This window comes from Alsobacter sp., assembly GCF_059501845.1.
The window spans coordinates 240,312-264,503 of record NZ_JCACDK010000018.1; the positions used below are offsets into that span (position 1 = coordinate 240,312).

At 67.2% G+C, this 24,192-nt stretch carries 24 protein-coding genes; 16 read left to right on the forward strand and 8 right to left on the reverse strand.

Going from position 1 to position 24,192, the window contains the following annotated elements; genetic code table 11:
* Position 1 precedes the first annotated feature (1 nt).
* From AC5JCN_RS16000 to AC5JCN_RS16010, 3 genes are read left to right on the forward strand one after another with little or no spacing between them, the layout of a single operon-like run.
* Positions 2–676: a peroxiredoxin-like family protein gene (locus AC5JCN_RS16000; RefSeq protein WP_495756077.1), complete on the forward strand. Its 675-nt coding sequence runs from the start codon at positions 2–4 to the stop codon at positions 674–676.
* A 50-nt stretch (positions 677–726) separates the two neighbouring features.
* A complete protein-coding gene (locus AC5JCN_RS16005; RefSeq protein ID WP_495756078.1) occupies positions 727–1,359 on the forward strand; it encodes a glutathione S-transferase family protein in 633 nt (210 codons plus the stop codon).
* Between the two features lie 10 nt (positions 1,360–1,369).
* A complete protein-coding gene (locus tag AC5JCN_RS16010; protein ID WP_495756079.1) occupies positions 1,370–2,101 on the forward strand; it encodes an SDR family oxidoreductase in 732 nt (243 codons plus the stop codon).
* A gap of 20 nt (positions 2,102–2,121) precedes the next feature.
* Here AC5JCN_RS16010 and AC5JCN_RS16015 read toward each other — a convergent pair whose 3' ends face one another.
* The 4 genes from AC5JCN_RS16015 to AC5JCN_RS16030 form a co-directional block, all read right to left on the reverse strand.
* A complete protein-coding gene (locus tag AC5JCN_RS16015; protein WP_495756080.1) occupies positions 2,122–2,316 on the reverse strand; it encodes a hypothetical protein in 195 nt (64 codons plus the stop codon).
* 29 nt (positions 2,317–2,345) lie between these two features.
* The gene (locus AC5JCN_RS16020) at positions 2,346–4,223 is read right to left on the reverse strand and encodes a vanadium-dependent haloperoxidase (protein WP_495756081.1); all 1,878 of its coding nucleotides are present in this window, start codon (positions 4,221–4,223) and stop codon (positions 2,346–2,348) included.
* 12 nt (positions 4,224–4,235) lie between these two features.
* Positions 4,236–4,685, reverse strand: a complete 450-nt coding sequence (locus AC5JCN_RS16025; protein WP_495756082.1) for a hypothetical protein — start codon at positions 4,683–4,685, stop codon at positions 4,236–4,238.
* Between the two features lie 62 nt (positions 4,686–4,747).
* Positions 4,748–5,962: a hypothetical protein gene (locus AC5JCN_RS16030; protein ID WP_495756083.1), complete on the reverse strand. Its 1,215-nt coding sequence runs from the start codon at positions 5,960–5,962 to the stop codon at positions 4,748–4,750.
* Positions 5,963–6,369: 407 nt separating this feature from the next.
* Here AC5JCN_RS16030 and AC5JCN_RS16035 point away from each other — a divergent pair, with 407 nt between their 5' ends.
* The 3 genes from AC5JCN_RS16035 to AC5JCN_RS16045 all read left to right on the forward strand — a co-directional run bounded on the left by AC5JCN_RS16035 (position 6,370) and on the right by AC5JCN_RS16045 (position 9,366).
* Complete coding sequence (locus AC5JCN_RS16035; protein ID WP_495756084.1) at positions 6,370–7,254, forward strand: helix-turn-helix domain-containing protein; 885 nt, start codon at positions 6,370–6,372, stop codon at positions 7,252–7,254.
* Between the two features lie 2 nt (positions 7,255–7,256).
* A complete protein-coding gene (locus AC5JCN_RS16040; RefSeq protein WP_495756085.1) occupies positions 7,257–8,228 on the forward strand; it encodes a LysR family transcriptional regulator in 972 nt (323 codons plus the stop codon).
* A gap of 229 nt (positions 8,229–8,457) precedes the next feature.
* On the forward strand, positions 8,458–9,366 hold the full coding sequence (locus AC5JCN_RS16045; protein ID WP_495756086.1) for a helix-turn-helix domain-containing protein: 909 nt from the start codon (positions 8,458–8,460) through the stop codon (positions 9,364–9,366).
* A gap of 50 nt (positions 9,367–9,416) precedes the next feature.
* Here AC5JCN_RS16045 and AC5JCN_RS16050 read toward each other — a convergent pair whose 3' ends face one another.
* Entirely contained in the window at positions 9,417–10,145 is a 729-nt protein-coding gene (locus tag AC5JCN_RS16050) for an MBL fold metallo-hydrolase (protein WP_495756087.1), read from the reverse strand.
* 3 nt (positions 10,146–10,148) lie between these two features.
* Positions 10,149–11,246 carry a pyridoxal-phosphate dependent enzyme gene (locus tag AC5JCN_RS16055; protein ID WP_495756088.1) on the reverse strand — a complete coding sequence of 366 codons (1,098 nt, stop codon included), beginning with the start codon at positions 11,244–11,246 and terminating at the stop codon, positions 10,149–10,151.
* 92 nt (positions 11,247–11,338) lie between these two features.
* Between AC5JCN_RS16055 and AC5JCN_RS16060 the strand changes: the two genes are divergently transcribed.
* From AC5JCN_RS16060 to AC5JCN_RS16095, 8 genes are all read left to right on the forward strand, one after another.
* Positions 11,339–12,079, forward strand: coding sequence for a FadR/GntR family transcriptional regulator (locus AC5JCN_RS16060; protein ID WP_495756089.1), 741 nt, complete (start codon positions 11,339–11,341; stop codon positions 12,077–12,079).
* 13 nt (positions 12,080–12,092) lie between these two features.
* Positions 12,093–13,367, forward strand: coding sequence for an extracellular solute-binding protein (locus tag AC5JCN_RS16065; RefSeq protein WP_495756090.1), 1,275 nt, complete (start codon positions 12,093–12,095; stop codon positions 13,365–13,367).
* 66 nt (positions 13,368–13,433) lie between these two features.
* Entirely contained in the window at positions 13,434–14,372 is a 939-nt protein-coding gene (locus AC5JCN_RS16070) for a carbohydrate ABC transporter permease (protein ID WP_495756091.1), read from the forward strand.
* Positions 14,369–15,211 carry a carbohydrate ABC transporter permease gene (locus tag AC5JCN_RS16075; protein ID WP_495756092.1) on the forward strand — a complete coding sequence of 281 codons (843 nt, stop codon included), beginning with the start codon at positions 14,369–14,371 and terminating at the stop codon, positions 15,209–15,211. The genes AC5JCN_RS16070 and AC5JCN_RS16075 overlap by 4 nt, the downstream gene beginning before the upstream one ends.
* A gap of 3 nt (positions 15,212–15,214) precedes the next feature.
* Positions 15,215–16,312, forward strand: a complete 1,098-nt coding sequence (locus AC5JCN_RS16080) for an ABC transporter ATP-binding protein (protein ID WP_495756093.1) — start codon at positions 15,215–15,217, stop codon at positions 16,310–16,312.
* Positions 16,309–17,118, forward strand: coding sequence for a creatininase family protein (locus AC5JCN_RS16085; protein WP_495756094.1), 810 nt, complete (start codon positions 16,309–16,311; stop codon positions 17,116–17,118). Before AC5JCN_RS16080 ends, AC5JCN_RS16085 begins: the two co-directional genes overlap by 4 nt.
* Positions 17,115–18,110: a succinylglutamate desuccinylase/aspartoacylase family protein gene (locus tag AC5JCN_RS16090; RefSeq protein WP_495756095.1), complete on the forward strand. Its 996-nt coding sequence runs from the start codon at positions 17,115–17,117 to the stop codon at positions 18,108–18,110. Before AC5JCN_RS16085 ends, AC5JCN_RS16090 begins: the two co-directional genes overlap by 4 nt.
* Positions 18,107–18,832 carry an SDR family NAD(P)-dependent oxidoreductase gene (locus AC5JCN_RS16095; RefSeq protein ID WP_495756096.1) on the forward strand — a complete coding sequence of 242 codons (726 nt, stop codon included), beginning with the start codon at positions 18,107–18,109 and terminating at the stop codon, positions 18,830–18,832. The genes AC5JCN_RS16090 and AC5JCN_RS16095 overlap by 4 nt, the downstream gene beginning before the upstream one ends.
* 52 nt (positions 18,833–18,884) lie before the next feature.
* Here AC5JCN_RS16095 and AC5JCN_RS16100 read toward each other — a convergent pair whose 3' ends face one another.
* Positions 18,885–19,868, reverse strand: coding sequence for an ABC transporter permease (locus AC5JCN_RS16100; protein ID WP_495756097.1), 984 nt, complete (start codon positions 19,866–19,868; stop codon positions 18,885–18,887).
* 905 nt (positions 19,869–20,773) lie between these two features.
* On the opposite strand from AC5JCN_RS16100, the gene AC5JCN_RS16105 reads away from it, so the two are divergent.
* Complete coding sequence (locus AC5JCN_RS16105) at positions 20,774–21,037, forward strand: hypothetical protein (RefSeq protein WP_495756098.1); 264 nt, start codon at positions 20,774–20,776, stop codon at positions 21,035–21,037.
* 180 nt (positions 21,038–21,217) lie between these two features.
* Complete coding sequence (locus tag AC5JCN_RS16110; RefSeq protein WP_495756099.1) at positions 21,218–22,099, forward strand: FecR domain-containing protein; 882 nt, start codon at positions 21,218–21,220, stop codon at positions 22,097–22,099.
* Between the two features lie 18 nt (positions 22,100–22,117).
* On the opposite strand, the gene AC5JCN_RS16115 is transcribed toward AC5JCN_RS16110, so the two are convergent.
* A complete protein-coding gene (locus AC5JCN_RS16115; RefSeq protein ID WP_495756100.1) occupies positions 22,118–23,668 on the reverse strand; it encodes an EamA family transporter in 1,551 nt (516 codons plus the stop codon).
* Between the last annotated feature and the right edge of the window lie 524 nt (positions 23,669–24,192).

Consider the following 24,192-nt stretch of genomic DNA (forward strand, 5'->3'; position numbering starts at 1 on the left):
CATGTCTTTGCAAGCAAAACTGAACGCGTTCAAGGCCGCCTTCCGTTCCGGAGAACCGCCCTATAGCGTGACGGCCGACACGATCGCCGTCATGGACCGCGCCACCCGCGCGCTGATCGACTCCGGCGCGGCCGGCCTCGCCCTGAAGGCAGGAGATGCCGCGCCTGCCTTCAGCCTCAGGGATGCCCAGGGCGAGATGGTCTCATCGGGAGACCTGCTGGCGCGGGGACCTCTCGTCGTGAGCTTCTACCGCGGTGTCTGGTGCCCGTACTGCAACATGGAACTCCAGGCGCTCCAGTCCGAGCTCGCCTGGTTCAGGGAAGCCGGCGCGTCCCTCGTCGCGATCTCGCCGCAGACACCCGCCAACAGCCGCAAGTCGATGCGCCAGAATGGCCTCGACTTCCCCATCCTGTCCGACCCCGGCAACGCGGTCGCGCAGGCCTTCGGAATCCGCTTCTCCATGCCGGACGATCTGATCGCCATCTATCGCAAGCTCGGCAACGACCTGCCGTTGATCAACGGGGACGGCAGCTGGACGCTGCCGATGCCGGCCCGCTTCGTCATCGGCCAGGACGGGACGATCATCTACGCCGAGGTCAATCCCGACTACACCCTGCGGCCCGAGCCGTCGGACATGCGGCCGGCCCTCGCCGCGGCCAGCCGCCGGGCGGCCTGAGCAGGACCTGGTCGCCATCCCTCTCCCCCGTTTTTGGAGATCTCGACGCCATGATCGAAGTCTACGCCTTCGCCACGCCCAACAGCGTGAAAGTCCCCATCGCCCTCGAGGAGCTCGACCTTCCCTACGGCCTGACCGGCGTCAACATAAGGCAGGGCGCGCAGAAGGCGCCCGAGTACCTGGCGCTGAACCGGAACGGCAAGGTTCCGGTCCTGGTCGACCCCGATGGTCCCGATGGCCCTCTCGTCCTCACCGAAAGCGCGGCCATCCTCGTTCATCTCGCCGAGAAGACGGGGCGCCTTCTGCCGCATGACCCCAAGGGCCGCGCCCGCGTCTTCGAACAGCTCTTCTTCCACGCGTCCGGCCTGGGCGTGGCCTTCGGCAATGCAGGCTACTTCCGCAAGCTCGCGCCGGAGCCGGTGCCTTTGGCCATCGACCGGTTCGGCAACGAGGCGCTGAGACTCCTGGGCGTGCTCGACGCGGATCTGGCCGAGCGCCGCTTCGTCGCCGGCGAAGACTTCTCGATCGCCGACATCGCGCATTTCGGCTGGCTGTGGCGGCGCGAGTTCGCCGGTGTGTCGCTGGACGCCTTCCCCAACGTCCAGCGCTGGTACGACGCGGTCGCGGCGCGCCCGGCCGTCCAGCGCGGGATCGCGAGGACCACCGCGCTGGCGCCGGCCTGAGGAGGACGGGATGACACGATCGATCGTGGTGACCGGGGCCTCCCGGGGCATCGGGCTCGCGACGGCACGTGCGCTCTCCCGTGAGGGCTGGCACGTCATCGGGATCGCGCGCACTGACCCGGGCGGCGTCCCTGCCGAGATGATCGAGGCTGACCTCGCCGACCCCGTGGCGACGGCGCGCCTCGCGGAAGGCCTTTCACGCCGCGCCGACATCGCCGGGATCGTCAACAATGCCGGCATGGCCTTGCACGAAGACACTGGCGCCATCGACGTCGAGACGTCGATGCGGCTCCTGGAATTCAACTGGCGCCCTGCCTTGCAGCTCACGCAGGCGCTCCTTCCGGCCATGAGGCAGGCGCTCTTCGGACGGATCGTCAATGTCTCCAGCCTGGTCGTGCGCGGCTTGCCGTTCCGGGCCAGCTATGCGGCCTCAAAGGCAGCGCTGGAGAGCCTGACGAGGACGCTTGCGATCGAGCAGGCCGCCCATGGCATCACGGCCAATGCAGTCGCCCCCGGGCCCACCGAGACGGAGCTGTTCCGCGTCAACAACCCCGCCGGCAGTGCGGCGGAGGCGCGCTATCTCGCTCAGATTCCGATGCGCCGGCTCGGGCGGCCGGAGGACATTGCCGAGGTCATCGCGTTCCTGGCCTCTGACCGGGCCGGATACGTCACCGGCCAGGTGATCGGAGTGGACGGCGGCGCCAGCACCGGCCCGGGTGTGCCCGTCCCGCCTGCGGACTGAGGTCCGAGTCCCGCGCGGCATCAGCTGCCTGGCGCACCGGTTTCCATCGCGTCCTCGAGCGCCATGATCGCGCTGACCAGGAGCTCGACCGATTGCTGCATGGCCTCGAAGGCGCGCCCGTCCTGTTCGTCGCTCACGAGTTCGCCGACGCGGGCACAGATGTCGTGCAGCGCCCGCACGAGCTCCCTCACCAGCTCCCGTCGCGTGGCATCCACGGCCGCGCCTCCGATTGGACGTCAGGTCGTCATTGCAGGCTCACGGACCGCATGGGGAGATAGCGCGGGGCTCCGTCCTTCATGTCCCATGTGCGGACGAGGTGAGCGCCGGAGACGCGCACGTCCGCCGCCGCCTCGCCTGCACTTGCGCGAATCTCGATCCGGAGAGGTCCTGTGGCGCCGCCCTGCCAGGCGATGTCGAGATCCGTTTCGCCCGGCGCGAACGCGACATTTGTCCGCGACGCGACCTCGTGGTCGGAGGCATCAAGGAGACGAACGGAGAGAGACCCGGCTCCAGTCGCCACCGCGCGGATAGACAGCGTCCAGTGTCCCTCCGGCAGCGCATCGAAAGACCTGCTCAGCCACGTCGCGGACCGCAGGGCCGGCAGCGAGGCGGCGAGCCCGTCCCGGGCGGCAGCCGCCCCCGGCGGGCTGTCTCCCTCGGCCGTCAGGCGGAGCCAGGATGTCGGACCCAGATCCGCGAGAATGGCAGACGCCGGCGATGCCGTTCCCAGCATGAACTCGCTTGCCCGCCGCCACGCCTTCTCCGCCACCTTGCGGCCGAGCTCGAGACCCTCGGTGTGGTCTACCGGCCAATGGATGCCGCCATAGATCCGCGACACGCCGCTGGCCTCGGCCGCAGACCACAGCGTGGGATAGACGAGCTCGACCGGCTGATCGAGCCGCCTCTGCTCGGTGTAGAGCCGCGTCACGGAAGCGCGCAGTCCGAATTCGGTCTTGCCGGTCGCGAGTTCGGCCGCCCTCGCCCATGCGGCCGTGAACGCCGCGTGCCCGGAGACGTAGGCCGGGAAGGCCGGGGTCGGCAGGTAGGACGACCACTCGGCCGCGGGCCTCTCGCCAACGGGCCCGGCGGCCGCCGGCCCTGTCCCGGCAGCCAGTCGCGTCGCGGGCGCCGAATAGGCGAAGGCGGGCGGTGTCTCCGGCGGCCGCCATCCCTTCAGGGGAGCGTCGCCGAGGGCCCGAATGGCCGACAGCGGGCGAGCATAGTCGTAGTGGTACTTGGCTTCCCACGTCGCGATTGCCGTGTCGTGAAGAGCGACACCGATAACGAAGAAGAGCTTCACCTCCTCGTCGAGGCGCAAGTCGTCTCGGGAGGACAGAAAGCGCGTCAGCTCCAGCATGTGGGCCGGCGGCGGGCTGCCCCAGGGCACCCAGAACTCCGCAATCGCCTTCTCACGGTCGGTCAGGTTCGCGCTGACATCGACCAGGGTGCGCACCTGCTCGGCCCACTCCGGCGTGCCCGGCGCCGGCGGCGGAGGGGGCCGGAACTCGGCGGCATGCGAGAGCGCGAAGGGCATCACCCGCGACCAGTGCGGGGTGAGCGGCAGCTGGTCGGCGCCCAACGCCCGGATCGGCCGCCAGCGCCCGTAACCCTCGCCAGCGGCGCTATATCCCGTCGTGTCCGCGAAGTTCCCGGCCTGGTTGGCTCCGTCCTCCCGGGCGGCGGCCAGAATGGCCTGCGCAGCGTCCCGCCCCACCCGCGCCGCAGGCGTCTGCGAGGCAGGGTCATAGCCGAGGTCCCGCATGCGCAGGAGCAGCGCCTTTCGCCGTCCGGGCGCGAGTGCCTTCAACACCTCGTAGGCCGCATAGCTGATGGATTCGCGCTTGTTGACCACGGTCGGCGGCCCGGCCAGCGCCTTCAGCCTGCGTCCGGTCTGAACCCCCACCGCGACGGGATCGTAGGCAGCCCAGGCATCGTACATCGCGGTGTGCACGAGAGCGAGGAAACGGGCTCCCACGGTGGGTTCCCAGGCGACTTCGTTTGCAGCGGGCACGCTCTCGTCCAGCCATTCGGTCACGATGGACGACGCGCGGGAACTGTCCGCGAAACATCCGAGGCCGAGCGCCAGTCCGAGAGCGAGGGATGCGACTGTCCGGCAGGTCATGGCGACGCTCCTCTACCTGTCCAGGGCGCGCGTCACGCCGGCGAGCGAGGCGCGATGCTCCATCTTCATGACGCCGGCATCGGTGACCACGACGCGCGCCTGCTTTCCGAGCCGGAAGCCGCGCAGCAAGGCGGCGTAGTCTTTCGTGCCCTGCCGGATCGTCACGCGGCAGCGGCTTTCAGCGTCCGCGAAACGGCACTCACCCGGCCCGTAGAGATGCGAGAGGACCGGAACGGAATCCTTGTCGATGAATACTTCGACACGGGATCCCTCGACCCCCGCCTGCACGGTCTCGACGAGGATGTCCCGCTTTCCCGCGACGCTGAAGACGGCGTGGGCGGCGTCCCTCGGCCCCGCCAGGAGCATCACCTCGCCGCTGCGCGCCGAAGCGGGAGGCGAAAGGCTCAGCACGGGCAGAGCGAGAAGGACGGCACTGATGAAGGACGGCATGACAGGCCGCATGGTCGAGCTCCTGTGTGGCTGGAGGGGAAAGGGCGGCGCAGCCGCGCCGCCCCGGGGCTCGCTCAGAGGAAGCGGTAGACGATCGGGCAGTTCACGATCAGGCCGACCGAGCCGAACTTCTGCCCGTTGAGCCCGGTGAGGAAACCCTTCTCGACGAGGCCGAGGATCGCGAACTCCTCGGTCATCCGCGCCCGATAGCCCTTCTCGACGGAAGCCTGGGTCCAGACCGCGGGGTTGAGGTCCCAAAGCGGGCTGTAGTCGGTCGCGACAGTCGGAATCCCGCCGAGGACGTTCAGCGGCGATGCACCATCCGAGAGAGCGCTGTTGAGACCCTGGCGCTGCGGGTTGTCCTTACCGGTCGGTCCATTGACGAAGACGAAGATGCGCTCGACCGGGCTGAAGAGGCTGTCGTCGCCTGCCCCCTGGATGTCCTCGAGACCCGGCGCATAGGTCGCCGCCTCAGCCGTGGCCGGCAGCGGATTGCTGGCGTCCGTCGACAGATAGAGGACAGGCCGGGCGAAGCTGAAGCCGGTCGTCAGCGCCAGGGTGACGGTCTTGTCACGCGGGCAGATGCGGACGACCTTGTCGTGCACGAGGCTGTAGTCCGGATTGCCGTCGCAGAACTGGTCGAGCTGCTCGGCCGACACGTTCGACGCGATGATGGGCGCGTTGTAGATGTGCCCCCCGGCGTTCGTGACCTTCACGAGGGGGCTGTAGTCCTTGTCGCCGACGGATCCCGGCTGGAACTGCTTCGGCGGGAAGAAATTGGGTGCGTCACCCGGCGCGGCGCTGCGCTGCGGGCGGAAATCCACCTTCCCCGCCTCGAAAATCAGCTTGAACTTGGGACCGAGCACCGCCTTGCGCGTGCCGCGCCCGACGTCGGCATAGCTCAGCTTCGGCGAATAGTTCAGGCCGAGCTGGTCGGCGTTGCCGTGGTCGTCGGTGTCGGTGACGATGTACCACACCGTCTCCCCGCTCTTCATCGCGCCCTCGTAGAGCGGCAGCGTGATGGTGCCCTTGTCCTTGTCGACCTTTCCCGCCTTGAGATTGTGATACTCGCCGATCAGTTCCTTCTGCACCGAGGAGGGCTGCGGGCCGAAATAGGTGACAGGTACGTCGGCGCCGATGGCCGGCGGGGCGGGCTGCACGTCGTCGACGTCATCGGCCCGGCTCAGTGCGGGCCAGGCCAGCAGCAGCGCGCCGGATACGGCCGCCAGGCATGCGGCCCTGAGCGACGGACGGCGCGTCCAGGACCCGTATTGATTGCCGAGTTCCATTGCATGACTCCCTGTGCGTGGAGATCTGCCGAAATGGCAGGTCCAGCCGGGATATGCTGTGCTCTCAAAAGTCTAGCCGTCTTAGAGATTCATGTGTTTCGACGATCTGACGCACTTTCCTTAAATCATCTCATGGAATCACAGCTCACGCGGAAAAATCCTTTTCTCCTGTGCTGGTCGTCACTGAATTGTCGCACTGAGATAGCCGACATAAACTGACATAAGCACGGTACGATTTTCAGATTATTCCAAAATACAGCTGGGTGGCGCGCCATTAGCCGTTCAGGGTGACGCCGCGCAGGGTCGGCATGTGCCTGAGGGTTGGACAAAGGCCCCGCCATTCTCTTCCCGCCGCGGCAGCGACAGGCGCGCCTACCCGGTGCGGACACGTGAAGCGGAGGATGTCGTTGCTTCCGAGATTGTTCGACTTGCCCCTCGAAGGTCAGCCGGCTCGGATGATCCCCGACCTCGGCATCTGCTTCGAGGGGACGGGCCTCGTGGTCCAGTCCCTCCCCGTGGGAAGCATTTCAGGTTACTTCGTCTCCGGGCATCATCTCGTCGACGTACACGTCTCCGGTCTTGGCGACGTGATGTCGGTGGGAAGCGACCGGCGCAGGCCCTTTGCCGCTCCACAGCGCAGCGTCGGCTTCGTACCGGCCGAGACGGACCTTCGCCTGACCTGCGACAACAGCCGTCCGAACCTCCTCGTCTGGATCAGCCCGGATCGCCTCGAAAATCTCGTTGAAAGCAGCGTCACGCTCAGGCCGCTCGACTGGGAGGAAGATCCTGCCGGCTTCGAGATCGCGCGCCAGGCGATCATTGAAGTTCACGGCAGCGGCGGCCCGGAGCGCCTTCGGCTCGAAAGCCTGGCGGTCCAGTTGGTGTCGCGGACGATCGACAGGGTGCGCGCGGATTCCATGCGCGCTCCGACGGATCGGCGGCTGCGCGAGCGCATCACACGGGCCAAGGACTACGCCGTTGCTCACATCGCGGAAGATGTCGACCTCGCTGGCATGGCCGCCGCCGCATGCCTTTCGCCATACCACTTCCTGAGGGCGTTCCGCGCCACCACCGGAGAAACGCCGCACGCCTATCTCATGCGCCGTCGCGTCGAGACCGCCTCGGAACTGCTGCGGACAACGGATCTGCCTCTCGCGCTCATCGCGGTCCGGTGCGGGTTCTCGAGCCAGGCCCACTTCACCACCGCGTTCCGCAAGGTGATGTTCGCCACACCGGCGCACTATCGGAGCGAGTTTCGCGCCTTGGCTCCGAGCTCTCGCGGAGTTGCCTAGGGATGGAGGTTTACCAGATCCGGTACTTCCTGGCGGTCGCGGATCTCCTGAACTTCACCCGGGCGGCCGAGCAGTGCAATGTCGCCCAACCCTCGCTGACAAGGGGTGTCAGGCTCCTCGAGGATGAACTCGGCGGCGAACTTTTCCGGCGTGAACACCGCGCGACCCACCTGACGCCGTTCGGGCAGCGCATGCTGCCCCTCCTCAAGCAAAGCTACGACAGCATGACTGCCGCCAAGGATCTCGCGCGATCCTACAGCCGCCGTGGCAGCGAGCCTTTGTCGATCGCGCTGTCGACGTCGGTGGACGTCTCGCTGCTTGCCCCGCCGCTCGCCGAGTTGTTCCGGATCTTCCCGGATGTCGAGGTCAAGATCATCCGGGAACCCTCGCGCGAGCTGGTGTCCGTCCTGCGGGCCGGCGGAGTGGACCTCGCCTGCGCCGGTCCGCTCGCCGAAGTCTGGGAGAGGCTCGACATGTGGCGGCTCTTCGCGGAGCGGTTCACCTGCGTCGCCCGGCACGACCATCCGCTGGCCCATCGGACGTCGGTGTCGCTCGCCGACATCGCTCGCGAGCGGGTGCTCGGAGACTTGCACGGCCACGACTTCATCCCCGGCGAGGCGTGCGCTGGCGCGAAACCCCGCCTCGGCGCGGTGGCCAGCGCACCGGACGTCCTGCGCCTCGTCGAAGCGGGTCTCGGCATCGCGCTCCTTCCAAACACCTGGCCGATCGGTCACGCGCTCCGTCGCATTCCCGTACGGGATCTCGATGCATCGAGGGAGGTCAGGCTCTACGCCGTGGCGGGACGGCGCAGATCTCCCGCTGCCGCTCTCCTGGTGAAACTGCTCCGGGCCCGGAACTGGGATTCACCCGAGCCGGCATCCGCCAATGTCACACGGCTGAAGCCGATGTCCGCCGTCTGCGCGGACTTCCGCCACCGGGAAGAGGCCGAACCAGCCACTCACGGCATGGACTGAGCCGCACCCTTCCCGACGCCCCTCGCTTGAAAAGCAACTCCCCCACTGCTGTGGAGGAAGCCCAGTTTTTGGGCAGCTTGCCGGTTCAGGCCGCACGCATCGCCAGATCCTGGCCGCAGTCTTTCACAATGTTGCTGTTCTCCCGTCAAACCGCAATTTGTGGTTGAGTGATGATGGGACCACTCCCACACTGCAGGTCACGATCGAAGCGCATCCCGAAGACGAGACCATGCTTCACACGACTGATCTCGTAGCGGCGTCTCACTGGCGTCCGACGCTTGCAGAGGCGCTCGAGACGAGGCTGGACCTCGAAATCGTCCACGGCGTCACGGTCCGGCGCTTCCGGCACGGCTCATACCGGCTGAATTCGCCGGAGGGGTGCCGCGACCATCTGATCGCGCTCCGGCTCGCCGGAAGCTGTGGTGTGGAACGGACCTCCGCAGGCAGCCGCGACGCCGGCAGGACGGAAGCTGGCCATCTGACGATCCAGCCAGCCGGCCAGGGAAGTGCGTGGGAGGTCAAGGGGCACGGCGAACTTCTCTACCTGTTCATCCCGCCGGATCTCCTGGCGCAGATCGCGGAAGAACAGGATCTGCCGGCCAGCCGTGCGCTCCCGGTTTCACGGCTTGGCGTCAGGGACACCCAGCTGCGGGCCCTCTTGCAGCAGTTCCTCACGGTCTTCAGGCCCGCGCTGCCGCGCCCAACGCTCCTCGCCGAGTCGCTGCTGATCCAGATCACGACCGAAGTCCTGCGGCGGCACACGAACGCCTCCGGCCTTTCACCGCGGGAAAGGGCTATCCACCCCTTTTCGAGCGCGTTGCGGCGGCGCCTCGAGGAATACCTGGATGCGCATGTGATGGAGGGTGCGTCCGTCGGCGAGTTGGCCTCCTTCGCGGGCATCAGCCGGTCGCATTTCATCCACCGCTTCCGCATGACGTTCGGGACAACGCCGCACCGCTACCTCGTCGGCCTCCGGATCGAACTGGCGAAGCGGCACCTCGCAGACGGAAAGTCGCCCGCCGAGGTCGCCTATCTCACTGGATTTTCCGACCAGGCACATCTGACGACCGTGTTCCGCCAGTGGACCGGCGTGACACCGGGCTCGTACGGCCGGCATCGTTACGCCAGGTCAGGCTGACCGGCTTCCGTCGCCACCTTGCCCGGGACGTCTTTCCGGGCCGCGGCGGTTCACAGGAAGGGACGCGGGCAGAGGAGTGACTTCACCCTTGCCATCGCCTGGCGGACAGGTTCCCTCGCCTCATTGAGGCGAAGCGGGCCATGCCCGGGGAGAAAAACCTCGAAGTCAATTTCTGCCAGCCGCTCGATGGTGCGGCACGTGGCCTGGACGTTGCAATCCCACGTGTCCTGCAGCACCACCGTGCCACCCTCGAAGAGCGCGTCTCCGGCCATCAAGATCGCCGCCTCGGGATCCTCGACGACATAGGAGACATGGTCGGCGCTGTGGCCGGGTGTTGCAACCATGCGGATCCGGCGCCCGCCCATGACCGCGACGCTGTCGGGCGAGAGCACGTCGTCGATGACGCAGGGTTCGAAGCGGTAGTCGGCCGGGTAGACCCCCAGCGCCCTCGCGACGTCCAGGCTCATGGCGTGCTCGTCTCCGGCGGCGACGATGGCCGACGTCTCCGGCCCGGCGATGATCCGGGCTCCCCGGCGCCGCAGATGCGCGGCGCCGCCCGCATGGTCGGCATGGCAATGCGTGAGGAAGACATGCGTCACCGGACCAGGGAGTTCGCCAAGCGCGGTGTCCACACGGGCTAGATCCACGCCGGCGCCGGTGTCGAAGAGCAGCCAGCCTCCCTCAGCCTCGACGGCAAACGAGCTGCAATCCAGTGCATGGGTCGAGTTGTGCCCGAGCGCTCCACTCGTGACGAGGTAAATGCCACGACCGACGAGCATCCCTCACGTCCCGAGCACGGCAGGAATCTCACCCATCGTAATCCGGTTGACGCTCGCCGGCCCGGACCGGGCGAGAAGCGTGAATGTCTCCCTGAAGCCCGACCCGCAGGCCAGGGCCACGACGAGATCGCCGGACCCGAGCAGGCCGCGGCTGCAGAGCAGGTCGAGGGCCGGCGCCACGATTGCACTGGATGGTTCGAGATAGAGCCCGTCCACGCCTCCGATACGGCCGACCGCCGCCAGGCAGTCGGGCTCGGAACAGGACACGACCATGCCGTTGCAGGCGTCGAGGGCAGCGAGCGCATGCAGCCCGTCGGGCGGATGGCCGTGCGCGAGTTTTCCAAGGACGGTATCGAGGTCGTCGGTGAAGGGCAGCCTGGCAAAATCCTCCCAGGTCCGGATCCCGGCACCAAGGGCTACCTCGAGCGCGTTGAAGCGGTCCGGCACGGCGGCCACGAGCCGGGGCAAGGTGCGGATCATCCCGCCGTCGAGGAGATCCCGGAATCCCGCCGCGATGGAAGCGAGAGTTCCCCCGCCACCCGTCGGGATGATGACCCAGTCCGGGGCCCGGCCAAGGTCCTCCACGATCTCGTATGCGATCGTGCGGCATGCCAGCGCCTGCACGGGGTTCGAGCGCACCGTCGTCGAGGCGACATAGATGCCGTCGTGCCCCGCGAACTGCTGCAGTGTCTCGATGAGGGCGTCAATACCGTCATCGAGCAGGTAGATCTCGGAGCCAAGAGCACTGACGGGCGCGATGCGCTCGGCCGGGACCGAGCCGCCCATGAGCGTGACGCTCCGCAGGCCCGCCCGGGCCGCGTATGCCGCGGCCGAGAGACCGGTCGACCCCGCCGAAACGACGGCCATCGTTCTCGCGCCCAGCCGTACCGCATCGGCCGCTGCCAGTGAAAGCGCCCGGTCCTTGTGGGAGCCGGTCGGATTCCTGAACTCGTGCTTCCAGTACAGGCCGACATCCGGGAGCAGCCGGCTGCGGGTCAGCGGAGTGCCGCCCTCGCCGAGACTGACGGGGACGAGACCGGCGGGCACAGGAAGCCTGTCGACAAACCTCCAGAACGATCGGTCGTAGGGTGCGGCAGCCACGGCAGTGAGCCTCATCGGGGAAGATTGACACGACGGATTCGTCCGCGTAGTCCTATTGTCAGACATTGTGACTGATCAGGCAGACATTGGCAATGCAACTCAAGCGCGTCTCGCGGGTGACCACGTCCCAAACCGTCGCGACACAGCTCCTCGACCTCATCCGTCAGGGAGCGGTCAAGCCCGGGGACCAGCTGCCTCCGGAGAAGGAGTTGATGGAGCGGCTCCAGGTCGGACGGTCCACGGTCCGGGAGGCCCTGCAGATTCTCTCGACCCTGAACGTCGTCGAGGCCTCCGCCGGCCACGGCACGTTCGTGCGGCGGCCTACGGCCAGTGAAGTCCTGCGTCCGGAGGTCGTGAGCATCCTGATCGGCAATGAGGACGCTCTCGAGCTCCTCGAGGCGCGCGAGATGATCGAGCCCCAATGCGTGCGGCTGGCAGCCATCCGCGGCACGGTCGCTGACTTTGACGCGCTGTCCCGCCTGCTCGACCAGCACGAGGACGCGCGCCTGAACAACAGGCCCGTCAGCGGGTTTGCAGCCCGCTTCCATGTGATGCTCGCGGAAGCGTCGAAGAACAAGGTGGCGGCCAGCTTCATGGACTCGATCCTGGGGCTGCTGATGGAGCGCGGCCGGCGCTTCGACATGATCCCGGACTTCCAGGCCAAGGAGATCGAGCAGCATCGCGAGATCCTCGAGGTCGTCCGGTCCAGGGATCCCGATCGCGCCGCCACGCTCATGCTGAGCCACATCGTCGAATCCGCGGCAACCTACGACCGGGAAGGCGTCGTCGTCGGCAAGCCGCTTCTTGCGGTCGCCAATCGTCCAGCTGATTGAGGGAGGGGTCATGATGAGCTTCAGTATTGTCAGGCTGTCGCGCTCCGCGCTGTCCGCCGTCCTGTTGGCCGCGTTTTCGACTGCTGGCGCTGCACGCGCTGCCGAGATCGGCTTCTCGGTCATGGAGTCGGGGACATACGACAAGGCTGCGCAAGAGATCGCCGAGGCCTTCAAGGCCAAGACCGGCACGGACGTGAAGATCGCCGCCTTTCCCTGGGCGGTCCTGCGGCAGAACAACACGACCGACCTGATCTCGGGGACGGCCCAGTACGACGTGATGAGCGGCGGCTACTACCTCGCCGACGTCTATCCCTACTTCTCTCCGCTGACGTCCTTCATCAAGGCGGACGACTACGGCAAGGGCATGATCCCCGGCCTGATGGAGCCGGGCCGCTCCGAATGGGTCGGCAACGACCAGATCGGCGTCCCCTACGGCGTCGATGCCTTCGGCCTTCTCGTGAACACCGAGATCCTCGGCAAGGCTGGCGTAAAGCCCGAGTTCAAGGACTGGAACGACGTGGCGAAGGCCTGCGAGGCCATCGAGGCGAAGAACCCCGGCGTGGCATGCTTCAGCCATTCCACCGGCAATCCCGAGCAGATCGGCGCGTACTTCTTTTCCGCCTATCCCGGCACCTACATGACCAAGGACGGCAAGTACGCCCTAGAAGCCGACAAGGCAGCCGCGGCCGCCTCGCAGATCACGGCGTTGTGGAAGCATTTGCCGAAGAACGGCACGGCGCTTTCGTTCGACGAGGCCCATCAGCTCTTCAAGGACGGCAAGGTCGCCATGACGATGACCTGGCCGAGCTTCATCACGGGCTCTCTCGACAAGGACGGCTCGTCCGTGAAGGGCAAGTGGACCATGGTGCGCTTCCCGGGCGAAGGCTTCCCCTGGCTCTCGCTCTGGCAGCTCTTCATGCCGAAGACGGCCAAGGATCCCAAGCTCGCCTGGGCCTGGATGAAAGCCTTTGCCGGCCCCGAGAACGCCAAGGCCAACTACGTCAAGCACAACATCGGATCGGTCTGGCTGAGCATCTACGAAGACCCGGAGCTCAAGGCCAAGAACGCCCACTTCTGGCCGGTGATGATCGAGGGCTACTCGCGAGCCAAGAACCCGCCGCTCTCCGGCGAGGCGCAGGACGCGCTCACCAACACGCTGCAGGACATCGCCAACGGCCGCGTCAGCGCGGCGGACGGAATCAAGGCGGTCAACGAGAAGTGGGCTGGCCTCGCCGTGTCGCCGGCGCTCGTCGTCTCGGCCAAGGGCTCCGGGCTTCAGGCCAAGTGAACCGGACTGAGCACGGGGACATTCCCTCGTGCTCCGTCTCCGTCAAGCGTCAGTGAGAGGCCGGCCGTGTCCGATCGGAGTGCCCGAGGCACGCTGTCGATGCGCATCGAGCGATCCCTCGGCGAGGCCGGCGGGTTCGCCCTTCTGCTCCTTCCCGCGCTCGCGGTGCTCATCGCTGCACAACTGGTGCCGCTCGGTGCCGCCCTGTCCCTGTCCTTCCAGGACTGGTCGCTGGCGCGATCGCCGGAACCAGGGCCCTATGTCGGCCTCGTGAATTATACCAAGGCTTTCTCCGATCCGGTGTTCCTGGGGTCGGCGGGCTTCACCATCCTCCTCGCCCTCGCATCGACGCTCCTCCAGATCACGCTCGGCCTCGCCCTGGCTCTTGCGACGACCGGCGAAGGCTACACGCTCCGGCTGTCGCGCACGCTGCTGATGCTGCCGATGGTCGTCGCCCCGATCGCCGTCGGCACCATGTGGCGGATGCTGCTGTCGGCGCGGGTGGGGATGGTCAACAAGGGCCTCGCCGCTCTCGGGATCGAAGGGCCAAACTGGCTGGGCGACCCCGCCTGGGCGCGGCTGTCGCTCATCCTCGTGGACGCGTGGGAGTGGCTTCCATTCTCCACGATCGTGTTCACGGCGGCACTGGTCGGCCTGCCCCAGGACGTGCTGCGCGCCGCTTCCGTCGACGGCGCCTCGCGGCTCCAGACGTTTCGCCTCGTCGTGTGGCCGATGCTGGTGCCCATCGTCGTGATCGTGGCGATGTTCCGGCTGATCGACGGGCTGCTGACGCTGGACCTCGTCTTTACGACGACGCTCGGCGGTCCCGGCTACGCCACGCATACGCTCACCTACTGGATCTACCAGCAGGGCCTGCGATACTTCAACATCTCCTACGCCGCCGCATTGTCCTGGATGATGCTGGTCTTCTGTGTGGCGATCGCGGGCGCGTTCCTCTGGTGGCGCTCCTGGCTGGCGCGGTGGCTGTCCGAGGCGCGCGCATGACGGCCGTCTCGCGTTCGCCCTGGACCGTCCTGCGGGCGTTGCTGATCGGGCTCGGCCTGCTGGCCGCCTGCATGCCCTTCGTCGTGTTGTTCCTGAACGGGCTTCGGCCTGGCGACGAGTTCCTGTCCGAAGCGTCGGGACTGATCCCGGAGCGCCTCACGCTGGACAACTACGCCGTGATCTTCGATGCCCGCGCCGGCACGCTCGATTACCTCGTCAACTCCCTCGTCGTCACGACCGCGACCACCGTCCTCTCGGTCGCGATCGGGGCCATGGCCGCCTACGCGCTGTCGCGGGCCCGCCTGCCCTTCCGGCTCTCGCACGTGATCGCGACCGTTTTCCTGATGGTGCGGTTCTACCCCAAGATCGCCGTGGCCATTCCCTACTACCTGATGATGCGCGACGTGCACCTGCTGGACACGCGCACGGCCATCGTCATCGCCCATGTCAGCATCGCCGTTCCCTTCGTGGTCTGGCTGCTGCTGGCCTTCTTCGAGGAATTCCCGAGGGAGATCGAGCGCGCGGCCATGCTCGACGGCTGCGGGCCGATCCGCAGGTTCGTCCTGATCGTGCTGCCGCTCAGCACGCCGTCGCTCGTCACGGCCGCCATCCTCACTGCGTTCCTGTCCTGGAACGAGTTCCTGATGGCGTCCGCGGTAGGCCCCGTGCACGCCAAGACGCTGCCCGTCAGGGTCGCGAGCTTCATCACCGACAAGGGAACGCAATGGGGACCGATGTCCGCCATGAGCACCATCATCGTCCTGCCCGTCATGGCCTTCGCGCTGCTGACGCAGCGCTACCTCGTGCGCGGCCTCACAGCCGGCGCGGTCAAGGGCTGAGCCGTGGCTGAGGTGCTGCTCGAAGATGTCGGAAAGACCTTCGGCCGGGTCACTGCGCTGTCGCAGCTGAACCTGCGCATCGCGGACCATGAGTTCGTGTCGTTCCTCGGGCCTTCGGGATGCGGGAAGACGACCACGCTCAACATCATCGCCGGTCTGGAGACCCCCACCACCGGACGCATCCTGATAGGCGACCGGGAGGTCACGCGCGTCCCGGCGATGGACCGGGACATCGCCATGGTGTTCCAGTCCTATGCTCTCTATCCGCATATGACGGTCGCCGCCAACATGGGCTTTGCCCTGCGTGTCCGTGGCCGCTCTACCGACGAGATCCGGAAGGCTGTCGACCGCGCTGCGGCCATTCTCGACATCGGCCCTCTGCTCGATCGCTATCCGCGCCAGTTGTCGGGCGGGCAGCGCCAGCGCGTCGCCCTCGGGCGCGCCATGGTGCGGGACCCCCAGGTGTTTTTGCTGGACGAACCGCTGTCCAACCTCGACGCGGTTTTGCGAACCCAGACCCGCGCCGAATTGAAGCGCCTGTTCCAGGACCTGCGCACGACGGCCATCTACGTGACGCACGATCAGTCCGAGGCGATGACGATGTCAGACCGGATCGCCGTCTTCTCCACGGGCCGGATCCAGCAGGTCGATACACCGCTCGGCATCTACCGCGCGCCGGCCAACCGCTTCGTGGCGTCCTTCGTCGGCTCGCCACCCATGCGCTTCACCCGCATGCGTGCCGGCCCGACATCGCTCCAGGGAGCCGGGCTCGACCTGCCCCTGCCTCCGCGCTGGCCATCTGGCCAGGACGGGCGCCCCGTCGACCTCGGCCTCCGCCCGGAGGACCTCGTGCTGGGCGACACGGGCGAAGACGCAGTAGTCGAGTTGGTGGAGCACCTCGGCGCGCTCCGCCTCGTGCACCTGCGGCTGGGGGAGGCCTCCCTGGTCGCGCAGGTCGCCGAAGGCGAGGATCTCCGGCCCGCCGACCGCGTGAAGGTGAGGCTCTCGCCGGAGACTTTCTACGTCTTCGACGCCGAGAGCGGGGTGGCCCTCGCCACACCCGGAACGCTCAGGCGGAGCCTGACAGGAGGAGCGCTATGACGACCAAGCATCTGTTCCGTGAATTGACCTGGCCCGAGGTCAACGAGGTCGTCCTGCAGAGGCGCGTCGCGCTCATCCCCGTCGGGGCCATCGAGCAGCACGGGCCCCACCTGCCCGTCGACGTCGACAACACCTTCGTCGAGCATATCTGCGAGGAGACGGCGCGCCGCTCCGGCGGAACCGCGATCAGCCTGCCGCCGGTCCACTACGGCTACAACGCCCACAACATGGATTTCCCCGGCACCATCGACATCAAGATGGAAAACTTCATGGCCTATTGCTGCGACATCGGCGAGAGCCTGGCGCACCAGGGCTTCCGCAGGATGCTGTTCGTCAACGGGCACGGCTCCAACGCCTCGCTCTGCGACCTGATCGCCCGCCGGATCACCGTGACGACGCCCGCCATGGCAGGTGCGGTCAATCACTGGCAGGTGGCGTGGGACGTCATCCAGGGCCTACTCGAAGGCGGTCCATACGCGGCCGACCATGCCTGCGAATGGGAAACGTCCGAGTACCTCGCCCTCAAGCCCCACCTCGTCCAGCACGACAAGATCGCCGACGAGATCCCTGCCTACCGCGGCGGCCCGCGCTGGCTCTACCCCGACCTCAGCACCCAGCGCTGGGTCCATTTCATGAACTGGTGGAGCAAGATGAACGACTCCGGCGTGGCCGGCACGCCGACCCTGGCGACGGCCGAGAAGGGGCGCCAGATGCTGGAGACGACGATCTCGCGGCTGGTGGACGTCTGCCGCGAGTTCCGGGACCTGCCCGACGGGGAGCGGGTGGACCATACGGTGAAGCCATGACGCGTATTGCGCTGGACGAGGTCGCCGGTCTCGGGGTGCCACCCGGCAAGGTGGGGCGCTTCGACGTCGCGTTCGCGGACCGTGCCGACGGGAGCCCCGCGACATTTCCGCTGATCGTCGTGGAGGGCCATGCGGCGGGCCCGACCGCGCTCCTCACGGCCGGCATCCATGGCGACGAGTACGAGGGGCCGCGGGCGCTCTGGGCGCTGGCGGACCAGCTGCCGTCCCTGCCGGTTCGGGGCAGGGTGCTGATGGTGCCGATGGCAAACCTCGACGCCTTTTCGGCAGGCACACGGACGTCGCCGACCGATGGCCAGAACCTGGCCAGGATCTTTCCCGGCGATCCACAGGGCACGCTCACCTTTCGTCTGGCAGCTGCCCTCTTCGAGGTGGTGAGGATGGCAGACGTCCTCGTCGACCTGCATTCCGGCGGCGTGCGCCTCGCCTTCATGGAGGTCTGCGGTTTTTATTCCGAGGGTCCGGGCGTCACGCCGGAACTGGCCGCCCGATCGCTTTCGCTGGCGCGTGCGATGGGCCTCCAGCGCCTCTGGAGGCTGCCTGCCCGTGCCGGCGTGCTCTCCTACGAGGCCCTGCGGGCGGGCATCCCCGCGATCGGGGCCGAGAGCGGCGGGCGGGGCGGCCAGATCCAGGACGACGTCGACGGCTATGCGGCAGGTCTGCTCCGGGTTCTGCGCCACGAAGGCATTCTGCCCGACCTCCCGCCGGACATCCCCGCCGGTGCACCGGCCACGGCGGCGGTCCTGGACGGCGACTGGGCTCTCGCACCCTGCGGCGGATTCATCGAGAGCTTCGTCAGCCCGGGACAGGCCGTCGAGGCCGGCCACCCGCTGGCCGTGATCCGCTCCCCTTCGGGCGAAATCCTTGCAGACCTCCGCGCCGGAGAGCCGGGCATCGTCATGGGCGTGCGCCATCTGGCGTCGATCCAGCCCGGAGAATGGGCGACATGCGTTGTCCGGGAGGTTCTCCCGTGAGCAACCGATTGTCCGGCAAGGTCGCCATCGTCACGGGCGCCGCGGGCGGCATCGGGTCTGCCATCGGAGCGCGCCTGCGCTCGGAAGACGCGACCGTCGTGGGCGTCGATCTGCAGCCCGGTGTGGACGGTGTCGAAGCCTGTGACGTCTCTAGGCTCGCCGACGTCCAGCGGGTGGTCGACGGGGTCGTCGCCCGGTACGGCCGCATCGACATCCTCGTGCACGCAGCCGCCGCCCTGGGAGGCAGCGGCAACGTCCTCGGCATCACGCCCGAGGAATGGGCGCGCTACATCGATGTCAACCTGACCGGCTCCTTCTACATGGCCCAGACGGCCGCCCGGGCCATGGTCCTCGCCAAGGTGCAGGGCCGCATCGTTCTCATCGGATCCGTCAACAGCTTCGCCGCCGAAGCCGAGGCCGTCCCCTATGTCGCGAGCAAGGGCGGCGTGCGGATGCTGGTTAAGGCGCTTGCCGTCGATCTCGCCGGCCACGGCATCACAGTCAACCTTGTCGCGCCGGGCGCCATCACGGTTCCACGCAATGCCGCTCTCTTTGCGAGCGAACCCACGGCAACAGTGCATCGTACTGCGATCCCTGTCGGCGGTCCGGGTCTGCCGGACGATGTCGCCCGTGCCGCGCTGTACCTCGTCGATCCCGACACGTCCTACGTCACGGGCTCGGAACTTGTCGTGGATGGTGGTGTGCTCGCGAGAGTTTTCTAGGGCTCCCCATCCGGATCGGAGCACGCGGGGGATGTCTTGCGTCCCTCACGCGTCATGTTGCGCGCCTAAGGCGCGTGTCGATGAGGACGGCAAGGACCGTGCAGGCCCCGATAGCCGCGGTAATCCACTGGGCGTTCGAGCCCAGCAGCCGCAGCCCGAGGGAGAACGCACCCACCGTGAGCGCGCCCACGAGTGCGCCGAGCACCGAGCCCCGGCCTCCCCCCAGCGAAATGCCGCCGATCACCGCGGCTGTGACCGCCTCGATATTGATGAGTTCTCCGACCGTCGGCGTGATCGAGCCGATGCGCCCGATCATAACCCACCCCGCCAGCGCGGCGATCAGCCCCGCTCCGATATAGGCGGTTTCGCGGATCCGCCGAACCGGCAGGCCGGTGAGTGCCGCGGCTTCGGGATTGTCGCCCACGGCATAGGCGTGCCGGCCCCATGGCGTGCACGACAGGATGTACCACAGCACCGCCAGGAGAACGCCTGCCGCCGCGACGCCCAGCGTGATGACGGCCCCACCGATGTTCACGGAATGACCGAACACGTGGAGGAGAGGCGCCTGCGCCTCGACGTCCTGGCTGCGGATGGTCTCGTGCCTTGAGACGAGGTAGGCCGCGGTGCCGAAAATCTGCCACGTGCCGAGCGTCACGATGAAGGCCGGCAGGCGGGCGCGCGCGGTCAGCACGCCATTGATCGCGCCGCATGCCGCGCCTGCCGCCAGGCCGGCGAGGACGGCTGCCCAGCCCGGCCAACCCCAGGTGAACACCGCCTGGCCCATGACCACCATCGCGAGCACCAGGATCGCACCCAGCGACAGGTCGATCCCGCCGGTCAGGATCACCAGCGCCTGCGCAGCGGCGACGATGGTGGTGACTGTCACCTGCTGGACGATGAGCGAGAGCGCGAAGGGCGAGAAGAAAGGCGGCCCGAGCGCCGCGCCGAAGATGGCGACCGTGCCGCCCAGAACGAGCCACGGCACGCCGGCCCTGACCAGCCCCGGCATCGCAGTCGAGGTCATCCTGGTCCGCATCGACGGATCGCGCTCCGAACTCTGGCGACGGCCGATCCGTATAACGGAAGCGTCTCGCGGGAGCCATGCGGCACGACGGGAAGAGCATGGCGATGCCGGCGTAACCGGACCGCATTGCCCCGCCCACCCTGAGCTCGCGCGATCGCTCACGCTCCGTGGCACCCGTCCCGGGATCCCGGATTCAGGACAGCGGCTGACGTTCAACTTTCACGGACTGCCACGCATCGGAAGAACACGACATCGGGCCTCGGCCCTGGACGACCAGCGGTCAAGGGCCGGTGGCATGGGCGTGCGCTGGCATGTGGCGGGCGGCGACGTAGACGCCGAAGCCGAGGACCGCCCACATCAGGACCGAGAGGGGCAGGGCGATCATGATCCCTCGGGCCATTTCCGACTGTCCTGAGCTGAAGGGGGAGAGCAAGCCGGCGCAAGAGAGCGGGCGGGATGCAGGGATGAGGATGGAAACTGCCGTGCCTAGGCGGGGCGCTGCCTTGGGCCGGGACTATTTTGCGCCAGTGCCGCAGCCAGTGCGGCGCTCACCTGCTGGCGAGCCTGTGCGTGGCGCTTCGCTCGCTTGACACCGTTCATGGGGCCGACCTGACCTGCATCCGGGAAGGAAAAGGCTGACCGGCTTTTTAGAGCCGGCCAGCCTTCATCAACGACATGGAGGAGTCTATGTCTGTGATCGGGGAGGACGACCACGAGGTCAGAGTGGAACAGAATGGCCGGGCGCTAAAGTCGGGGCGAATACGATAGGCGTAAATGCGGATACGTTGCGGCCGGGAGTGTTCCTGCGTTCGGCCAGCAGCGCCGGGCTCCCGGTTGGGCACGTCAGTGGAACTTCGGAGTGCAAGCGCGGTTCTGAAGATGATACCGCGTTGCGTTCCGGCCCGAGGAGCGACGCCATGCCCAGTCTCGACTACGACACGATCGTCACGCTGACCACGGCCGCACCGGACGGGAGGCGACGCGTGGTCATGGTGGGCACTCTGCGCATGGCCTTTGCCGCAGCCCTCGAAATGCCGGGAGATGAAAGCACGACGGCCCGCATCGCTGGCGCGGGATTGCCTCCCGGAGGAACGTGGCTGCCGCCCTTCGGGGTCGTCCCGCTTCCGGAAAAAGGGCGCATGCCCCGCGCAACGCCTCCCGCGCGCCCAATCCACGCCTGACCCAACGATCTCGGTGGGCCAGCCTCGGCGACAAACGCGGACACCCCCGGGGTGATCGCGACGATGCAGGAACAAAGCTGCGGTCAACGATCGTTCACTATCGAGACCAGGGATCACACCGTCTTAACGGACCGGGAACGGTATTCAGCTCCTCTGCATGGACATCACGAGGAGCATACAGTGATCCAGTACCTTCGCGTTGCAGCCATCATTTTGTTCTCGGCAGGCGTTCAAGCTCAAGCTAGGGCGGAAAACTGGGTTGCGGAACGTATTCAGGGCCGTGTCACCGTCTCCACGCAGGACGGCGTCAGCGTTCTTCAACCCGGGATGGAGCTGCCCTATGGGGCAACCCTGGTCACCGCGTCTGGCTCCCGGGCCAGGCTGGTTCGCGGCAGCGGCGAGGTCATGGTGGGACCGGGCGCCACGATCCGGATCGAGACGAATCTGCTGGGAACCACGACGACAGTGGAGCAACGCGCGGGCGTGGTCGAGTTCGAGGTCGAGAAGAGGGCCGCACCCTACTTCAAGGTCGAGACCCCGGTCATGGCAGCAATCGTCAAGGGAACGCACTTCCGCGTCGCGGTCCTGCCCGGGCGTGCCGACCTGTCCGTCCAGCGCGGCCTTGTCGGCGTCACGGACTTGGCGAGCGGGCAGTCGGCCGATGTCGGGCCCGGCGAAAGGGCATCCAGCAGGACCGGCCGGGCCGGACTGTCGCTTGGCGGCAGGCCGGAGCGGGCGCGGGCCGCAGGAGAGGGCACGGGTGCTGTTGGCAGAGGCGAAGGCCGGCAGGGTGGCCCCGGAGAAGGCCGGGGAAGCGCGGGTGGCGGAAACGGGACGTCAGGAGGCGGGCACGGGGCCTCGGGTGGAGCAAACGGCAATGGCGGTGGAAGTGGCCATGATGGCAGCCACGGCCGCGGCGGAAACGGCGGCGGTGGTGCGGGTGGCGCCGGTGGTGCCGGCAGCGGCGGCCATGGTGGCGGAGGTGGCGGAGGCGGGGGAGGCGGCCATGGCGGTGGTGGGGGCGGAGGCGGTCACGGCGGCGGGGGCGGCCGGGGCCGCTAGCCGCGGCTCCGTGGCGTGTCAGGAACCATCCCCGACAGGTCCTCCACGCTGCCGCGCGCCGGCCGCTTCGCGCCCAGGCTCGTTCTCCTCCAGCCAGAGCGTGAGCATGGCGAACGAGAGCAGCACGCAGCCCATCACCTCCCAGGGCGACAGGATCTCGTGGAGGAAGAGGACGGCGAGAGCTGCAGCCACTCCCGGCTCGATCATCGATGCGACCAGCCCGACGACGGCAGAGCGGCAGCGTGCCATTCCGATGCAGTAACAGAGATAGGCCAGCGCCGTGGGGCCGAGCCCGAGATAGAGGAGCAGGCCGGCGCTTCTCCAGTCCGTGAGTGAGACCGACAACCGGTCCCACTCCAGCGGAGCGGCCACGAGTGTCACAGGCGCGAGAACGACCGCGGCGATCACGAGACCGAGGCCGGCGATCATCAGCGGAGAATGATCCGGCGCCAGCGACCGTGCGGCATGGGACATCACGACGAACGCAGCCGATGCGATCACCGACAGGCCCAAGCCGGCGGTGACATCGAAGACTTTTCCGCCATGGGCGTCATCCCCGCCGAATGCGACGACCCCCACCGCGGCCATGGCGAGCGCGGACAACACGTGACGCGAGATCCGCTCCGTTCCCCGGATCATCGTCCAGACAACCGCCAGCACCGGAGGCAGGCAAACCGTCAGGAAAACGGTGATCGTCACTCCCAGGAGCGAGAAGCTGCGGAACAGGCAGACCTGAAAAATTGCGCAGCACACGCCGAAGACCAGGAAGCCACCCCACGCGCCGCTGCGTGGCAAGGCGCTCGAGCCGCGTTTGAAGACAAAGGCCAGCAGAAGCAGGACAGGGCCGGCCACGATTGTCCTGGCGAAGCCGTAAACCTCGTCGGGAACCGCGAGTTCGCGCGGCAACAGCCGGCTGGCAACGCCGACCGTGGCCCAGAGCGCGGCGGCGAACATCACCAGTGCCAGCCCTGTCAAATGTTGCGAACGCTCGGATCTGGCACTTGCGATCTGCAACGACCTATCGCGCTCGCCGGCCTGGGCAGCCAGAGAGGCGAAGACCCGGGCCAGGCGGCCAAGTCCGTCGGCGCGGGCGGCAAGTTCCGGAAATTCGAGGCGCCGCGGATCGAAATTGCCCGCCTCGATCCGCCGCGCTGCTTCCGCGAGAAGCTGCACCTGTTCGATGTAGCGAAGCTCGACATCCCGAAGGCGCTTGCGCTCGATGCTCGCGTCGATCCGGGTGCGGAGCACGACCGTCTCGGACGGCATGGTGAGTAGGTCGTCGGCGCCGACAGCGATGGCCGAGGCGATCCCTTCCAGGTTATCGGCCGAAGCGTGGATGAGGATGACCGGCACGTGGGACAGCCCACCGCCGGCCTTCATCCACCGGATCATCTGTGTCGTGTCCGCAACCGGAAGCAAGGCCCCGAGCAGCACGAGGTCGAAGGTCATCCGCTCCAGCAACGCCATCGCGGCCTGCTGGTCGGGGACTGTCCGGACATCGTGCCCGAGGCTGGCGACCGCCTGCGCCAGGCTGGACGCATGCGCCGTCCTGTCATCCAGAACGAGCACCCTTCCCGCTCTCCGCTCCGCGGCGCGAGCAGAACCATCATTCATCAGCATGCCTGCCCGCATATGCCGGAGAACGTTAAGTCGCGCGCCCGTTCGTCAGATACGAATTGATATAGTCATGTACGTTGAAGAACTGTACAATCCGGACTATGTATAGTCTGGCATAACTTTCAGAGTTGAACAATGCACATCGGAGATGATGGCTGTATCATACTTGAAGGTATTATGTGGTTGCAGCAACGTTTTCGAGGAAAGGCGTCAGTCTAGGAGTATGAGACTGAGGCAAATCAGTTGCCGGGCGGGGCGCTGCCCACGTCTCCGACACCCCGCAGCCGGAATTCGACGACGAGCGGCGCCAGCAAAGCCTTGCATCCCGGTGGGTTCGGCCCTCTGCCCACGCCGAAATCCGGGCAGGCCATGCTGCCGGTTGCGCGGCATCCCTGGTGCTTCCATCCAGCTCTGGCACGAGATGCAGTGTTTCGCCACGAACGCTGTCTGTCGGCGGAAACTCCGCGCGGCCAAAC

Excerpts from the sequence above, each read along its gene's own strand:
- AC5JCN_RS16025 (WP_495756082.1), bottom strand. The coding sequence starts at position 4,685 with ATGCGGCCTGTCATGCCGTCCTTCATCAGTGCCGTCCTTCTCGCTCTG.
- AC5JCN_RS16060 (WP_495756089.1), top strand. The coding sequence starts at position 11,339 with ATGCAACTCAAGCGCGTCTCGCGGGTGACCACGTCCCAAACCGTCGCG.
- AC5JCN_RS16010 (WP_495756079.1), top strand. The coding sequence starts at position 1,370 with ATGACACGATCGATCGTGGTGACCGGGGCCTCCCGGGGCATCGGGCTC.
- AC5JCN_RS16065 (WP_495756090.1), top strand. The coding sequence starts at position 12,093 with ATGAGCTTCAGTATTGTCAGGCTGTCGCGCTCCGCGCTGTCCGCCGTC.
- AC5JCN_RS16030 (WP_495756083.1), bottom strand. The coding sequence starts at position 5,962 with ATGGAACTCGGCAATCAATACGGGTCCTGGACGCGCCGTCCGTCGCTC.
- AC5JCN_RS16085 (WP_495756094.1), top strand. The coding sequence starts at position 16,309 with ATGACGACCAAGCATCTGTTCCGTGAATTGACCTGGCCCGAGGTCAAC.
- AC5JCN_RS16005 (WP_495756078.1), top strand. The coding sequence starts at position 727 with ATGATCGAAGTCTACGCCTTCGCCACGCCCAACAGCGTGAAAGTCCCC.
- AC5JCN_RS16090 (WP_495756095.1), top strand. The coding sequence starts at position 17,115 with ATGACGCGTATTGCGCTGGACGAGGTCGCCGGTCTCGGGGTGCCACCC.
- AC5JCN_RS16020 (WP_495756081.1), bottom strand. The coding sequence starts at position 4,223 with ATGACCTGCCGGACAGTCGCATCCCTCGCTCTCGGACTGGCGCTCGGC.
- AC5JCN_RS16105 (WP_495756098.1), top strand. The coding sequence starts at position 20,774 with ATGCCCAGTCTCGACTACGACACGATCGTCACGCTGACCACGGCCGCA.
- AC5JCN_RS16100 (WP_495756097.1), bottom strand. The coding sequence starts at position 19,868 with ATGCGGACCAGGATGACCTCGACTGCGATGCCGGGGCTGGTCAGGGCC.
- AC5JCN_RS16040 (WP_495756085.1), top strand. The coding sequence starts at position 7,257 with ATGGAGGTTTACCAGATCCGGTACTTCCTGGCGGTCGCGGATCTCCTG.
- AC5JCN_RS16050 (WP_495756087.1), bottom strand. The coding sequence starts at position 10,145 with ATGCTCGTCGGTCGTGGCATTTACCTCGTCACGAGTGGAGCGCTCGGG.
- AC5JCN_RS16075 (WP_495756092.1), top strand. The coding sequence starts at position 14,369 with ATGACGGCCGTCTCGCGTTCGCCCTGGACCGTCCTGCGGGCGTTGCTG.
- AC5JCN_RS16045 (WP_495756086.1), top strand. The coding sequence starts at position 8,458 with ATGCTTCACACGACTGATCTCGTAGCGGCGTCTCACTGGCGTCCGACG.
- AC5JCN_RS16000 (WP_495756077.1), top strand. The coding sequence starts at position 2 with ATGTCTTTGCAAGCAAAACTGAACGCGTTCAAGGCCGCCTTCCGTTCC.